The organism is Streptomyces sp. 4N124 (assembly GCF_052245395.1).
In the GTDB taxonomy this organism is placed as follows: Bacteria; Actinomycetota; Actinomycetes; order Streptomycetales; family Streptomycetaceae; genus Streptomyces.
The window spans coordinates 81,662-96,646 of the sequence record NZ_JBQQBS010000040.1; the positions used below are offsets into that span (position 1 = coordinate 81,662).

General features: G+C 70.6%; 13 protein-coding genes. 8 read left to right on the forward strand and 5 right to left on the reverse strand.

The genetic code is table 11. From position 1 onward, the window contains the following. The first annotated feature begins 87 nt into the window (after positions 1–87). Both ACTWQO_RS32505 and ACTWQO_RS32510 read left to right on the forward strand, forming a co-directional pair. A complete protein-coding gene (locus ACTWQO_RS32505; RefSeq protein ID WP_443240953.1) occupies positions 88–522 on the forward strand; it encodes a helix-turn-helix domain-containing protein in 435 nt (144 codons plus the stop codon). Between the two features lie 33 nt (positions 523–555). Then, complete coding sequence (locus ACTWQO_RS32510; RefSeq protein WP_443240954.1) at positions 556–993, forward strand: VOC family protein; 438 nt, start codon at positions 556–558, stop codon at positions 991–993. A gap of 24 nt (positions 994–1,017) precedes the next feature. Here ACTWQO_RS32510 and ACTWQO_RS32515 read toward each other — a convergent pair whose 3' ends face one another. Then, positions 1,018–2,298, reverse strand: a complete 1,281-nt coding sequence (locus tag ACTWQO_RS32515) for a protein kinase domain-containing protein (protein ID WP_443240955.1) — start codon at positions 2,296–2,298, stop codon at positions 1,018–1,020. 379 nt (positions 2,299–2,677) lie between these two features. Between ACTWQO_RS32515 and ACTWQO_RS32520 the strand changes: the two genes are divergently transcribed. Next, complete coding sequence (locus ACTWQO_RS32520) at positions 2,678–4,381, forward strand: VanW family protein (RefSeq protein WP_443240956.1); 1,704 nt, start codon at positions 2,678–2,680, stop codon at positions 4,379–4,381. A 38-nt stretch (positions 4,382–4,419) separates the two neighbouring features. Here the strand turns inward: ACTWQO_RS32520 and ACTWQO_RS32525 are convergent, their stop codons facing one another. Both ACTWQO_RS32525 and ACTWQO_RS32530 read right to left on the reverse strand, forming a co-directional pair. Beyond that, the gene (locus ACTWQO_RS32525) at positions 4,420–5,031 is read right to left on the reverse strand and encodes a glyoxalase (RefSeq protein WP_443240957.1); all 612 of its coding nucleotides are present in this window, start codon (positions 5,029–5,031) and stop codon (positions 4,420–4,422) included. 115 nt (positions 5,032–5,146) lie between these two features. Further along, positions 5,147–6,196: a zinc-dependent alcohol dehydrogenase gene (locus ACTWQO_RS32530; RefSeq protein ID WP_443240958.1), complete on the reverse strand. Its 1,050-nt coding sequence runs from the start codon at positions 6,194–6,196 to the stop codon at positions 5,147–5,149. 193 nt (positions 6,197–6,389) lie between these two features. Here ACTWQO_RS32530 and ACTWQO_RS32535 point away from each other — a divergent pair, with 193 nt between their 5' ends. Together ACTWQO_RS32535 and ACTWQO_RS32540 are read left to right on the forward strand one after the other, a co-directional pair. After that, on the forward strand, positions 6,390–6,992 hold the full coding sequence (locus ACTWQO_RS32535) for a DUF998 domain-containing protein (RefSeq protein ID WP_443240959.1): 603 nt from the start codon (positions 6,390–6,392) through the stop codon (positions 6,990–6,992). A gap of 153 nt (positions 6,993–7,145) precedes the next feature. Beyond that, complete coding sequence (locus ACTWQO_RS32540) at positions 7,146–10,301, forward strand: family 78 glycoside hydrolase catalytic domain (protein WP_443240960.1); 3,156 nt, start codon at positions 7,146–7,148, stop codon at positions 10,299–10,301. A 40-nt stretch (positions 10,302–10,341) separates the two neighbouring features. Here ACTWQO_RS32540 and ACTWQO_RS32545 read toward each other — a convergent pair whose 3' ends face one another. Continuing rightward, on the reverse strand, positions 10,342–11,310 hold the full coding sequence (locus ACTWQO_RS32545) for a LysR family transcriptional regulator (RefSeq protein WP_443240961.1): 969 nt from the start codon (positions 11,308–11,310) through the stop codon (positions 10,342–10,344). A 44-nt stretch (positions 11,311–11,354) separates the two neighbouring features. Next, positions 11,355–12,050 carry a type 1 glutamine amidotransferase domain-containing protein gene (locus ACTWQO_RS32550; protein WP_443240962.1) on the reverse strand — a complete coding sequence of 232 codons (696 nt, stop codon included), beginning with the start codon at positions 12,048–12,050 and terminating at the stop codon, positions 11,355–11,357. Positions 12,051–12,184: 134 nt separating this feature from the next. On the opposite strand from ACTWQO_RS32550, the gene ACTWQO_RS32555 reads away from it, so the two are divergent. The 3 genes from ACTWQO_RS32555 to ACTWQO_RS32565 form a co-directional block, all read left to right on the forward strand. Then, the gene (locus tag ACTWQO_RS32555; protein ID WP_443240963.1) at positions 12,185–12,580 is read left to right on the forward strand and encodes a nuclear transport factor 2 family protein; all 396 of its coding nucleotides are present in this window, start codon (positions 12,185–12,187) and stop codon (positions 12,578–12,580) included. A 58-nt stretch (positions 12,581–12,638) separates the two neighbouring features. Further along, positions 12,639–12,884 (forward strand): hypothetical protein, encoded by a 246-nt coding sequence (locus tag ACTWQO_RS32560; RefSeq protein WP_443240964.1) that lies wholly within the window; start codon positions 12,639–12,641, stop codon positions 12,882–12,884. A gap of 37 nt (positions 12,885–12,921) precedes the next feature. Beyond that, positions 12,922–14,985, forward strand: a 2,064-nt coding sequence (locus ACTWQO_RS32565; protein WP_443240966.1) for a heavy metal translocating P-type ATPase, incomplete at its 3' end; no start/stop codon positions are given.

The window sequence follows — 14,985 nt, forward strand, 5'->3', positions numbered from 1 at the left end:
CATGCCGACAGCCATTCGTGGCCGGACGTCGACGGCGGGAGCCGCGGAGATGAGGTTCCGTCATTCCGGTGACCGCACAATGGTCCCGTGGCCCATGTTCCGATCGCTCGTCATCTGCTCCGCGCCAGGGATCTCGTGGACGCCCGCTACTTCGAGGCACTCACTGTGTCCGACATGGCTGCGGCCGCGGCGCTGTCCCCGGCCCACTTCAGCCGCTGCTTCAAGGCCGCGTTCGGTGAGTCGCCGCACCAGTACCTGCTGACCCGTCGCCTGGAGCGGGCCGCCGCCCTGCTGCTGGCGACCGACTGGACGGTGGCCGCGGTCGGCGTCGCGGTGGGCGTGCGGAGCATCGGTTCGTTCACGACGAGTTTCCGGAGGATGTACGGGATGACCCCGCAGGCCTACCGTGCGGCCCATCCGCCCGCCGCACGGCATGTGCGTATCCCGCGCTGTGTGGCGATGGCGTACGGACGGCCGCAGAACCGCACGTTTCGAGAAGACACGGCGTCGCCCGCTGCCTAGCGTCGGTTCCAGGCAACCGACCGAGGAGCGACCATGACGACGATCAAGATCGCCAACGCGCAGTTCTGGGTGCACGACCAGGACGCGGCGCTGGACTTCTACACCAGCAAACTCGGGTGGGAGGTCCGGGCGGACGTGCTGATGGAGGCATGGAGCTTCCGCTGGCTGTGCGTCGGTCCGCCCGGCGGGGAGGGCCCGGCATTGGTGCTGATGCCGATACCGGGGCAGCCGATGCTGGATGGGGCGAGCAGTGCCCAGCTTTCGGATCTGGTGGCCAAGGGCGCGGGCGGCACGCTGTTCCTGGAGACCGACGACTGCAAGGCCGCGTATGACGAACTGTCCGCCCGTGGCGTCGAGTTCAACGACCCGCCGACGGTCCAGCCGTACGGCATCGACACATCGTTCCGGGACCAGTCCGGCAACAACATCCGGCTGACGCAGGTGCTGGAGTTCGATCCGGAGCGGCACTGACCCGTGACGCCGATCGGGCCGCCGTCAGTCGTCCTCGTCCCCCTCCTCGTCCTGACGTCCGTCGTGTCGCTTCTCCCGCTCCGGCTTCTCGTCGTCACGCTGTTCCCGGCTGCCGCTCGGCTCCGCCGACGGGCCCGGGGCGGCGGTGGAAGCCGGGTTCGATGCCAGGGGAGAGGCGGAGGCGGGAGCGCTCGTACGGGGCGACGGCTCGGAGTCCGTGCCCTTCGCCGCGGTGTCGTCGGGGGCGAACCACAGCACGCCGAGGAGCATCGCGGCCACGAAGAGCACGGCTCCGGCTGCCGTGGCCGCCACCCGCGGCCGACGTGCCAGGCGGGTGAGGGGCGCCGGTCGTTCCGGACGGCGTGCCCGGGACCGGCCGACGGCGCCGCCCTGGACGGAGGGCAGTGCGTACGTGGTCGGGGCACTGGTCTCGCCCAACTGATGTGACCCCGGCCGGGCAGCCGGTGTCGCGTCGGGGAGCGGCTCGGGGCGCCCGAGCCAGGCACCGTCGGCGAACCATTCGGCGGCCTGCTGGGCGGTGGGCCGGTGTTCCGGGTCCTTGGCGAGCAGGCCGAGGAGGTAGTTCTCGAAGGCGGGCGGGAGACCGGGGATGCCCAGTTCGCGGGGTGGTACGGGGGCGGCGTCGAGGTGCTGGTGCAGGATGGCGACGGCGGTGTCGGCCTGGAACGGCGGTCGGCCGGTGAGGAGTTGGTAGAGCACGCAGCCCAGCGCGTACACGTCGGAGGCCGGGCCCGCCGGCTGTCCGAGGGCGCGCTCGGGGGCGAGGTAGAGACTCGTGCCGACGATCTGCCCGGTGGCCGTCAGTGCGGCGCCGGGGTCGTCGAGGAAGCGGGCGATGCCGAAGTCGCCGATCTTGAGGGTGCCATCGGCGTCCAGGAGCAGGTTGGCGGGCTTGATGTCCCGGTGGACGATGCCCTGCCGGTGCGCGGCGGCGAGCCCGGCGGCGGCCTGCGCGGCGATCGAGGCCACGCGGTCGGCGGGCAGCGCGCCGGACCGGTCCAGCGCCCGGGCGAGGCTGGCGCCCTCGACGAGTTCCATCACCAGGAAGAGCCGGTTGTCGTACTCGCCGAAGTCCAGGACGCCGACCACGTTCGGGTGGTCGATCCGGGCCGCGGTCTGCGCCTCCAGCCGGAAACGGGAGGTGGCGGTGGGGTCGGAGTCCTGGGGCAGCAGGAGCTTGACGGCCACCGGCCGGGCGAGGGTCTCGTCGTACGCCCGCCAGACCTCCCCCATCCCACCGCGTCCGATCGACTCGTCCAGCCGGTAGCGGCCCGCCATCAGCACCTGTTGTCATCCTCTTGCCGTGAGACGTCGCGGTCGCCGCAGGCCGTAACTCACCACGTGAGAACGGGTGATGGTGGGGGGTGCCGCAGCCGCCTCAGCATACCGGCGGCTCGGCACGGCCTGTCCGGTCCTGGGCGGGCGACGGCTCGGAGCCGGGCGCCGAGGCCGAGTCGATCTCCGTGTGCGCGGATTGAACCATCACGGCGATTCGACCGTGGAAACCACACGTGGTGGCAGCACTGTGCGGCTGCTCCGGAACCCCGGCGTGACGTGGGACATATGCGTTTTCGGTCCTTTTGTGGCTACCTTGGGACGCTTGCCCTGTGCGCAGTGTCGCGTCCTCCGGTGCACCGTCCCCCATCCATCGTCCAGGAGACCCATGCGCCCCCGAATACCCTCCGTTCCGCCTCTCGCCCTGGCCGGCGGCGCTCTGACCGTCGGTGTGGGTGGCCTGTATCTCGCCGGGCTGCTGCTCGCGGGCGGGGACATCGACACCGGCACGACGGTGCGCGGTGTGGACATCGGGGGCCTGACCCGCGCCGAGGCCGCCGAGAAGCTGGAGGAGCGCCTGGGGGAGGCCGCCTCGCAGGACCTGGCGGTGACGGTCGGTGACCGCAGGGGCACGGTCGATCCGCAGCGGGCCGGAATCACCTTCGACATCGAGGAAACCGTCGACCGGGCAGCGCGCACCGGCGACGCCGATCCGTTCAGCGTGATCGGCGGTCTCTTCAGCTCCGGCGGTGCCGTCGAGCCGGTCGTACGCGTCGACGAGGACAAGGCCCACTCCGCCCTCGGAAAGCTGGCGAAGTCGCTCGACCAAAAGGTCCGGAACGGTGGCGTCACCTTCGCGGACGGCCAGGTCCGGCAGGTCGCCCCGCGCAACGGCTCCGCGCTGGAGGTGGACGCCGCGGTCGACCCCCTGCGCACCGCCTTCCTGCGCGGCGAGGCCGGCTCCACCACCGCGCTGCCCACCCGCGAGACGAAGCCGAAGGTCACGGCGGAGGAGGTGCGGCGGGCGGTGCGCGAGTTCGCGCAGCCGGCCATGTCGGCGCCCGTCACGCTCACCGCGGGCGACAAGCGGTTCACGATCGACCAGTCCGTCCTGGGCGCACACCTGACGATGCGGCCGGACAGCACCGGCACGCTGACCCCGAAGCTGGACGGCAAGGGCCTGCGCGCCGCCCCCGCGGTGGCCCAGTCCCTCGCCGACCTGCCCGCCAAGGCCGAGAACGCCACGCTGCGCCTCGACGGCGACAAGGTCGCGGTGGCCGAGGACGGCCGTCCTGGCCAGGAGATCACCGACAAGGCGCTGAGCAAGGCCGTACTGCCGCTGCTCACCAAGTCGGGCACCGCACGGACCGGCGAGGTGGCCACGCGGGTGACCCAGCCGCAGGTGACCCGCGAGAACGCCGCGCGGCTGGGGCTGACGGAGAAGATGTCCTCCTTCACCGTCAATTTCGAACCGGCGCCGTACCGCACCAAGAACATCGGCCGGGCCGTGGAACTGATCAACGGCTCCCTCGTCATGCCGGACAAGACCTGGAGCTTCAACCGGACCGTCGGTGAGCGCACCGAGGCCAACGGCTTCGTCGAGGGCGTCATGATCCTCGACGACCAGTTCACCAAGGCGCCTGGTGGCGGGGTCTCCGCCGTGGCCACGACCGTGTTCAACGCGATGTTCTTCGCCGGGGTCAAGCCCGTGGAGTACGGCGCCCACTCCTTCTACATCGAGCGCTACCCGGAGGGCCGCGAGGCGACGGTCGCCTGGGGCAGCCTGGACCTGAGGTTCACCAACGACTCCGGCAACGCCATCTACATCCAGGCCGAGTCCACCGACACCTCGGTGACCATCACGTTCCTCGGCACCAAGAAGTACGACGAGATCGAGTCGGTCACAGGACCGCGCACGAAGGTGAAGGACCCGGAGAAGAAGGTCAGCACCGACAAGGAGTGCGTGCCGCAGACTCCGCTGGAGGGCTTCGACGTCACCGTGGAGCGGGTCTTCCGCGACGGTGGCCAAGAGGTGAAGCGGGAGCCGTTCCGCACGCACTACACGCCGCGCAACGAGATCATCTGCGAATAGGGCAGCTCGGTGTCGAGCTCAGCCCGACCTCGACCTCTTCATGCCGCGGGCTCCCACACGAACCCGTCCGGGTCGGTGAAGGTCCCGGCGTCGCCGCCGATCGTGAGCCGGTGGGACCCGGTGCCCTCCGGCGGGACTCCGGCGACCTTGGCCAGGCCCCGACGGCCGTACAGCGACAGCTTGACGGGACTGGACGCAGCGTCGAACTCGACGTACTTGCTGCCGAAGCTCTTCGCGACCTTGAGGCCGCGGTCGACGTAGAAAGCCTTGGTCGCGGCCATGTCCGAGACGCCAAGGAGAAGAACGATCTCATCGATCTGCCGGCTGTCCGGGCCGGTGTCCTTCTTCGACGAGCTTGCGAGCTGCCAGATCGTCCCGTCGGGGGCCTGGACGACACCGCCGTAACCCCACAACGACTTCTTGGCGGGCTTCAGCTCGGTGGCACCGGCGGCCAGGGCGGCGCCGAACAGGCCGTTGACGATCGACGGCTGGGAGACCACGAGCGACACCGTGAACCCGCGGAAGCCGGACGTCGGCTCCTCCGAGGCCCGCAGACGTACCTCTTTGCCCAGGCCGAAGGCGTCGGTGTAGAAGCGCTCGGCGGCCGTGGGGTCGGCCACCTCAAGGGTGATGCAATCGATGGAGGTCATGGCATTCACGCTAAGCGCGGCTCGGTGACCGGCGCTTCTTGAATCCTGACCGGTCCTCGACACGCGCTGTGTGGTTGGCGGTCCAGGGCTACTTGGCTTGCGGGGCCCGGGGCGCTTACGGCTGGTCGTCGAAGGTGACGACGACCTTCTCGGCCGCTCCGGGGGTCAGCGCGAGCTCGAAGGCGCGCTCGGCCTCGGAGAAGGGGACACGGTGGCTGATCAGCTTGGCGAACCGCTCGTGGTGCTCGACGAGTTCGGCGGTGACCTCGAAGATCTCGGTGGGGTAGCCCTGGGAGGCGATGAGGGTGAGCTCGCTGCGGAGCATGCCGCCGAGGTCGATGGCGTCGGACTTCTTCTGTACGGCGACCATGACCAGCTTCGCGCCCCACTTGGCGGCGGCGACGGTGGCGTTGAAGACGGCGGGCGCGCCGGCGGCGTCGATGTAGATGTCGGTGCCGGCCCGTGGCTGACCCAGGGCGTTGGCCGCCTGACCGTGCAGTTCCGTCAGTCTGGCGGTGATGTCTTCGGCGGCGGAGTTGATGACGGCGTCCGCGCCGACTGCCAGCGCGGTCTTGAGCCGTTCGGGTATCAGGTCCGCGACGACCACGTGCTCGACGCCGCGCAGCTTCAGCCAGATCGCGGCACCCAGACCGATGGGCCCGGCCCCGAAGATGACGACCTTGTCGCCCGGCTTCGCCTCGGAGCGGTTGACGCAGTGGCGGGCGACGGCCATGGGCTCGTTGAGCGAGGCGACGTCGAAGGGGACCGTGTCGGGGAAGAGGGCGACGCTCCTGCCGACGACACAGTCCTCGATGAGCAGGTACTCGGTCATGCCCCCGTGTGCGCCGCCGCAGCCGATGATGCCTGAGGGTGCGGCCTGGGGGTTGACCACGACGCGGTCACCGACCTTGAGGCCGGCTACTTCGGCACCGACCTCCACGATCTCGCCCGCCGGCTCATGGCCGAGGGGGATGGCGACCGTCTCACCGCCTGCGTGCCCTCGGGACGGCATGCCGCCCATGTGCAGAAAGGCGGTGTCCGTACCGCAGATACCGCAGGCGCGGATCCGGAGCAGGGCGTCCTTCGGTCCCGGTGCGGGCCGCTCGACCTCCACCACATCGATCTTGTTCTGCTCGCCGGTCCGTACGGACTTCATCGTGGTCATGGAGTGATTCGCTTTCTGGAGGTGCTGGCGGTTCGCGGCAGCAGCGGCACCCATCCGGGCTTCCTTGACTTAGGCAAGCAGATTACCTTGCCTAAGTCAAGCAACTGTTATCTCCGACGGCTGACATGGGGCACCCTCGCCGTCGTCTGCGTGTATGCGATGCGGGAAGGATGCGCCGTTTTACCGTGCTCTGATGCGAATTGTGCCGTGGTGGGCCTTGCTGTCATCGGCGTGTGCCCCTTTCCTGTTGATCGGCGGCTGGTCGGTCGCGGCGCTGCTGGAGGGGTCCGCCTATGACCCCGCCACCCAGACGATCAGCGTCTTGGCGGCCTACGGGGCGTCGGGGTACTGGGTGATGACCCCGGCCTTGTTCGCGCTGGGCGTCTGTCATCTGCTCACCGCCTGGGGCCTGCGGCCGGCCGCGTTCGCCGGGCGTGTGGCTTTGGGTGGGGGCGGGCTGGCCGCGTTGGTGGTGGCGCTGGTGCCGCCGCCGAGCAGCGGGGGTTCGCTGCGGCACGGTTCGGTCGCCGCGGTCGGCTTCATGCTCCTGGCGGTGTGGCCGGTGCTGGCCGCCGTGCGTGGCGCAGCCGCGCCCTGGGGCCTGCGGCCGGGGCCCTCCCTCGCGGCGACCGCGCTGATGGGTCTCGCCGCGCTCTGGTTTCTGATCGAGATGCAGCAGGACGACGGTGCCATCGGGGCTGCCGAGCGTCTGGTGACGGCGATGCAGGCCCTGTGGCCCTTCGTGGTCGTCGCGTCCTGCGTACGGCGCCCCTACGGCGATCGATCGAGGGGCTGACATTCCGGTTTTGAAAAGTTTCAATGCCCGTTCAATTTTCACTGTGATTTTCTCGGCCGAAGTCATGGACAGCCATCCCAGACGTCACTAGGTTCCCGGCCGATCGCAGTGAATCGATACAACCCGTGCGTCGAAAGCCGAAGGGATGACGGCATGGACAACGGAATCGACAGCGAACCGAACGGGGTGCCCCGCAGAACCGTGCTCGCCGTGAGCGTGGGTACGGCGGTCGCGGCGGCGGTGACGACGGGGAGAGGTACGGCGTATGCCGCGCCACCCGCCTCAGCTAAGACCTCCGTCTCCGCCCTGACCGTGGAGCACCTGACCGTGGAGCACCTGACCGTGGAGCACCGAACGAACCCCCTGGGCGTGGATGACCCCACCCCCCGCTTCGGCTGGCATCTGCGCTCGACGGCCCGGGGCCGGCGCCAGACGGCGTACCAGATCCTCGTCGGGACCAGACCCGGTCGCACGGACGTGTGGAACAGCGGCCGGATCGACTCGGCGGACTCCGTGGCGGTGCGCTACGCGGGCCCCGAACTCCAGCCCTCCACCCGCTACTTCTGGACCGTCCGAGTCTGGGACGAGCACGGCCGCAAGGTGTCCGCCCCCACCCCCACCGCAGTTTTCGAAACCGGTCTCCTCAGCACGGACGGCGTGACCGGCTGGAACGGCGCCCAGTGGATCAGCATGGCGGGCAAGCGTCCGAACACCGCCGGTGCGCCGCTGCTCCGCCATGAAACCGCTCTCCGCAAGGCCCGCGTCGCACAGGCCCGCCTCTACATCTCGGCCCTCGGCGTCTACGAGGCCCACCTCAACGGCCACCGCGTCTCCGTGCCGCAGGACGGCGGGCGCACGTATGAACTGCTCACGCCGGGCTGGACCAACTACGACACCAGCGTCAACTACATGACGTACGACGTGACCGACCTGCTCGCGGGCGAGCGGCGCGTCACGCTCGCCGCGGTCCTCGGCAACGGCTGGTACAACTCGCGCGTCAGCGAACCGGTCGACGGCGCGCCCGCGAGCAAGTACTACAGCAAGGACGGCAACCCGCTCGCCCTGAAGGCGAAGCTGCTGATCCGGTACATCGACGGCACGACCCAGACGGTGGTCACCGCGCCCGGCACCGGTTGGAAGGCCACCGACACCGGCCCGTACCGCGCGGACGACATCTACGACGGGCAGACCTACGACGCCCGCAAGGAACTGGACGGCTGGACGGCGAACGGTTTCGACGACAGCACCTGGGCGGACGTCGAAGTACACGGTTTCGCCGCGAAGTTCCCCGACTCGAAGCTGATCGCCTACCCCGGCGAGACGGCGCGCCTGATGCCGGAGTGGGACCGTCGCCCGCAGTCGGTGACCGTCTACGACAAGGTCACCGGCGCGTCGGACAGCCCCAACGGCAAGGGCCGTATCGTCGTCGACCCGGACCGCTCGACCACCGACCCCGCCGAGGCCACCCGCGCCCGCGTCACCCTCCGCACAGGGGACACCGTCATCTTCGACCTGGGCCAGAACCTGGTCGGCGTCCCCCGCTACACCCTCAAGGGCCCGGCCGGCGCCGAAGTCGTGTTCCGCTTCGGCGAGATGCTCAACGACGACAGCGCGGGCGCCGACGGCCCCGAGGGCTCGGTGTATCTGGCCAACCTGCGCGCGGCCAAGGCGACCAGCACCTACGTCCTGAAGGGCGCCGAGGACGGCGAGACCCACCAGGACGCGCTCACCTTCTACGGCTTCCGCTACGTCCAGGTGCGCGTCACCACGCCCGGCACCACCGTCACCGTCTCCGGCGTGACCGGCAAGGTCGCCACCTCCGCCGTCCGCGACACCGGCACCGTCACCACCGACAACGACCTCGTCAACCAGCTGTTCAGCAACGTCCGTTGGGGCCAGCGCGGCAACTACCTCTGGATCCCCACCGACTGCCCGCAGCGCGACGAGCGCCAGGGCTGGACCGGTGACACCCAGGTGTTCTGCAACACCGCCCTCTACAACGGCGACGCGGTGAACTTCCTCAGCCACTTCCAGGACACCCTCATCGCCTCGCAGACCGCCTACGGCCTTGACGGCGCCCAGTTCCCCTGTATCGCGCCCGGCTCCCGGTACGCCTTCCCGGCCCCCGCGAGCGGCTGGGCCGACGCGGGTGTCATCGTGCCGTGGACCGTCTGGCAGATGTCCGGCGACACCACGGTGATCGACCGCAGCTGGGCGGCCATGACCAAGTACGTCGACTGGATCCGCGCCAAGTCCGGTGACACGTACGCCGGTCAGGGCGCGATCTTCGGCGACTGGCTGTCGTTCCAGAACACCAGCGCCCAGCTGATGAGCGACGCCTACTACGCGTACTCCACCCGGCTGCTGGCGGACATGGGCCGCGCCACCGGCCGTACGGCCGAAGCTTCCGCCTACGACGAGCTGTACGCGCGGATCAAGAAGGCGTTCACGGCGAAGTATCTCGCCACCGACGCCTCCGGCAGGCTCGTGCTCCGCTCCAGCCTCGGCAAGCCGCAGGACTGGGGCGAACCGGCCCCGGCGGAGGACAACTCCCAGACCGCGCTGGTGTGGGCGCTCAAGCTCGGCCTGTACGACACGGACGCGCAGCGCCGCGAACTGGTGGCCCTGCTCGCCGAGAACATCGGGAACTCGGAGGAGTACAAGCAGGCCCACCCGGACAGCGCCCGGGTGGAGTACGCCGAGAACACGCTGTCCGTGGGCTTCCTGGGCGTCAACGTCCTCGCCCCCGTGCTCACCGCCGCAGGCCGCGCCGACCTGGCCTACGAACTGCTCCACCAGGACGCCATGCCGTCCTGGCTGTACTCGGTGAAGAACGGCGCCACCACCGTCTGGGAGCGCTGGAACTCCTACTCCGAGGAGGACGGCTTCGGCCCGGTCGAGATGAACTCGTTCAACCACTACTCCTACGGTGCCATCGCGGAGTGGATGTTCGAGGACATGGCCGGCATCGCCAAGGACCCGGCCCACCCCGGCTTCCGCCACTTCTTCCTGCGGCCGCACATCGACCCCACCGGGAAGGTCACGCGGGTGTCCGGTTCGTACGTCTCCCCCTACGGCGAGATCGTCAGCGAGTGGAGCGTCACCGGGGCGACGTTCGCTCACCGGTCCGTGGTCCCGCCCAACACGACGGCGACCCTGCGCGTCCCGACGGCCGATCCGGACACGGTGCGGGAAGGACGGACACCGCTGGCTCATGTGCCCGGGGTGACGTACCTGGGTTACACGGACGGGACGGCCAACTACCGGATTCCGTCCGGCAGTTACCGGGTGACCAGCGCGCTGCGGTGACGCCGGGCTGTGAGCGCGTACGCCGCCGAAGCCGGGGACGTCACCACGTGGGCCCCAGCGCCAGCAACCGCTCCCGTACCCGTACGACGTCCGGATTCTCCGGTGTCCCCGGGCGCTGGACGAGATACGCGGTGTTGATCGGCGGATCGTCCGTCTCGTGCAGCAGGACCAGTGCGCCGTCGGCGAGTTCGGCAGCGCAGAGATAGCGGGGGAGGACCGTGAAGCCCGCGCCCGCCGTGACCGCTGCCAGGACGCCGCGCAGGTCGGGCATGGTCACGGCGGCGCGGCAGTTGAGGCGTTGCTCGAAGGCGTGACGCCAGTAGCGGCGGACGATGGGCAGGTCCTCGGCGTACGTGATCAGCGGGACGGTGTGCAGGACGCCGGGGCCCTCCGTGGTGAGGCGGCCGGCGAGGAGCTCGGCCCACTTCGGCGCGGCGACGAGGACGAACTCCTCGTCCAGCAGCGGCATCGCGGCCAGCGTCCGGCCGCGCGGGCGCGTGGTCGCGATGACCAGGTCGTGGCGGCCGGACCGCAGTTCGTCGAGGAGCGGGTCGGTCAGGCCGGGCGTGATCCGCATCTGCACGCCGTCCGTAACGAGCGGCGCCAGCGCGGGCAGCACCCGGACGCAGAGGAGTTCGGCGGGACCGGCGAGATGGACCGGAGCGGTGGCCGGCGCCTCCGCCGGGTCGTGACCGGCGGCGGCCAGCAGGGCGTCCAGCGGGCCCGCGATCCTGGTCGCCAGGTCATGGGCGTACGGCGTCGGCGTGACCCCGCGCGGCAGTCGGGCGAACAACTCACGCCGCGACTGCCGTTCCAGGGCCCTGACCTGCGTCGTCACCGTGGGCTGCGAGATGCCGAGCAGCTGGGCGGCGGCGGTGAAGGAGCCGGAGCGGTAGACGGCGAGGAACGTACGGACGAGGTTCAGGTCCAGGGGCTGCGAGTGCGGCGCCCCATCTGGGTCCCGGGGCTCGCGGGACCCGTCGGGGCCATTGGAATCCTTATGCCTCATAGCGGTGAGCCTAGCTCTCCGCTATGGCTTGCCGTCCTGTCCGATCAGGCCAGCTTCTTCAGCAGCTCGGTGGCGACCGGGTCGGCGGAGGCAGGGTTCTGGCCGGTGACCAGGTTGCGGTCGACGACCACGTGCGGCGCCCAGGGCTCGCTGACCCGGACGTCCACGCCGGCCTCGACGAGACGGGTCTCCAGCAGCCACTTCGCCTTGTCGGCGAAACCGGACTGCGTCTCCTCGGCGTTGGTGAAGGCCGCGACCCGGTACCCCGCGAAAGCGTTGTCGCCGCCGTCCCGGACAGCGGCCAGCAGCGCGGCCGGACCGTGGCAGACGACGCCGAGCGGCTTGCCGGAGTCCAGGGTGTCGATCAGCAGCTTGCCGGAGGTGGCGTCGACGGAGAGGTCCTCCATCGGGCCGTGACCGCCCGGGTAGAAGACGGCGTCGTAATCGTCGAGCCGGACGTCCTCCAGCTTGACCGGCTGCTGAAGCTCGGTGATCGAGGCGAGCGCCGCCGCGACCCGGGCGGCGCCCTCCTGGCCGCCGTTGAACTCCGGCGCCAGGCTGGCCCGGTCCACGGTCGGCACGACGCCGCCGGGCGTGGCGACCACGATCTCGTGACCGGCGGCCTTGAACGCCTCGTACGGGGCGACGGCCTCCTCGGCCCAGAAGCCGGTCGGGTGCCGGGAGTCGTCGGCGAGCGTCCAGTAGTCGACGCCGGTTACTACGAAGAGGATTTTTGCCATGCGTCCACCGTAGGCGGGTCTGCCATAGCGATCCAATGAGGAAACCAATGCCTGCCATAGGCAATCCAATAACACCCTGCCGATACCCGATATGCTTATTCAACTTGTTGAGTAATCCACAGTGAGGTGATCTCGTGCACCCCTTCCGCAAGGCCGTCGAGAACCGTGACATCGCAGCCGTGGAGGCGCTTCTGGCCGACGACGTCGTGTTCACCAGCCCCGTCGTCTTCAAGCCCTACCCGGGCAAGGCGATCACCGCCGCGATCCTGCGCGGTGTCCTCCGCGTCTTCGAGGACTTCACCTACGTACGGGAGATCGCCAACCCCGACGGCCGCGACCACGCGTTCGTCTTCACCGCCACCGTGGCCGGAAAGCAGCTCCAGGGCTGCGACTTCCTGCACTTCGACGAGGACGGCCGCATCGACGAGTTCACCGTCATGGTCCGTCCGCTGTCCGCCGCCAACGCGCTGGCCGAGGCGATGGGTGCGCAGTTCGAGCGGATCGAGCGGGAGGCGGCCGGCGCACAGTGACGCGCGCCACAGAGCAGCCGGGGAACTCGGACGCCACCGGGCCCGACTGCTGAAGGTGATGGACGACTCCCGACGACTCCCCACCAGCGCGGGCGCGGCACTGCGCAAGCTGCTGCCCCCGCCCGCGCTCTGCGGCTTTCTGCTGCTCCTCGCCCTGCTGTTCACCGTGTCGTACGCCGTCGGCGCGGGCTCCGGACCGGTCGCACCCGGTATGCACGACCCCGGAACCGCTTCCGACGGCGATGACGGCGACGGCGACGGCACGACTCACGGCGGCGGGGGCGGGGGCGGGCACGGTGGCTGAGGCGACCCTGGTGACCACCGATCTGACCGTCGGTGGCATGACCTGCGCGGCCTGCGTGAACCGTGTCGAGAAGAAGCTCGCCAAGCTCGACGGCGTCACCGCGACCGTCAACCTCGCCACCGGCCGGGCCCGGGTGAGCCATCCGGCGTCCGTGCCGCCCGAGGAACTGGTCGCGACCGTCGAGAAGGCCGGGTACACGGCCGCGCTGCCCGAGCCTCCGAAGGAACGCCGGGAGGATTCGGGAGCCGCGGAACTTCCCGATGGCGTACGGCAGTTGGTGATCACCGCACTGCTCGCGATGCCGGTGCTCGTGCTGTCGATGGTGCCGTCGCTCCAGTTCCGCAACTGGCAGTGGCTGTGCTTCGTCCTGGCCGCACCGGTCGCCGTATGGGGTGCGTGGCCGTTCCACGCGCGGGCGGTACGCGGGCTGCGGCACTCGGCGGCGACGATGGACACGCTGGTGTCGCTCGGCGTCGTGGCGTCCTTCTCCTGGTCGGCGTATGCGCTCTTCCTCGGCGGCGCGGGCGAACCGGGGATGCGGATGCCGTTCAGTGTGCTGCCCTCCGCCTCCGACGGCGTGGCGCACATCTACCTCGAAGCGGCCGTCGGCGTACCGCTGTTCGTGCTGGCGGGCCGCTTCCTGGAGGCGCGGGCGCGACACGGGACAGGAGCGGCGCTGCGGTCACTGGCGGCGCTCACGGTCAAGGACGTGGCGGTACGGGAAGGCGGGACCGAACGGCTGCTGCCCATAGGGGAGTTGCAGGTCGGCCAGGTGTTCGTGGTGCGGCCCGGGGAACGGGTGGCCACCGACGGTGCGGTGGTGGAGGGCAGTTCCGCGGTGGACCTGTCCCTGATCACCGGGGAGAGCGAGCCGGTGGAGGTGCAGCCGGGTGCGGCCGTCGTCGGCGGGGCCGTCAACGCGGGCGGACTGCTGCTCGTCCGGGCGACCGCGGTCGGCGCCGACACCCAACTCGCCCGGATCACCCGACTGGTGACGGAGGCTCAGGCGGGCAAGGCGCGGGCGCAGCGGCTGGCGGATGCGGTGGCGGGCGTCTTCGTCCCCGTCGTGCTCGCGCTCGCCGTCACGACGCTCGGCTTCTGGCTGGGCGCCGGGGCCGAGCCGCAGGCCGCGGTCACCGCGTGCGTGGCGGTGCTCGTCGTGGCCTGTCCGTGCGCGCTGGGCCTGGCGACGCCGACCGCGCTGATGGCCGCCACCGGCCGCGGCGCCCAACTCGGCGTCCTGATCCGCGGACCGCAGGCCCTGGAAGGGCTTCGGCACATCGACACCGTCGTCCTCGACAAGACCGGCACCCTCACCTCCGGCCACATGACCGTCGCCCGCATCACCGCGGTGCCGGGCGGCCTCGGCCGCGAGACCGTGCTGCGGCTGGCCGGGGCGGTCGAGCAGGGCTCGGAACATCCGCTCGGGCGGGCGATCACCGCGTACGCGCGAAGGGCGCTGCCGGAGCGGCCGTTGCCCGAGGTGAGCGACTTCCGGGCGGTGCCGGGGGCCGGTGTACGGGGCCGGATCGACGGGCGGCTCGTCGAAGTCCTCGCTCCGGACGAGGAGTTGCCCGCCGCGCTGGCGGACGCGCTGCCGGTCGCGGAGGCCGCCGCGCACACGCCGGTCCTGGTCCGGGTGGACGGAGCCGCCCAGGCCCTGGTCGAACTCGGGGACGTCGTCCGCCCCGGCAGCTACCGCGCCGTCGACCGGCTGCGGCGCCTGGGCGTACGTCCGGTCCTGGCGACCGGCGACCGGGCGGCGTCCGCCCGGGCCGTCGCCGCCGACCTGGGCATCGAAGAGGTGCACGCCCGCTGCACACCCGAGGGCAAGGCAGACCTCGTACGGGAGTTGAGGGAGCGCGGTGACCGCGTCGCGGTCGTCGGCGACGGCGTGAACGACGCCGCCGCGCTCGCCGGAGCCGACCTCGGCATCGCCATGGGCAGCGGCACGGACGTGGCCGCCGGGGCGGCCGACGTGACCCTCGTGCGCGGCGACATCGACGCCCTGGCCGACGCGATCCGGCTGGCCCGCCGCACCCTGGGCACGATCCGCGCCAACCTCGTCTGGGCCTTCGGCTACAACGCGGTGACGCTGCCC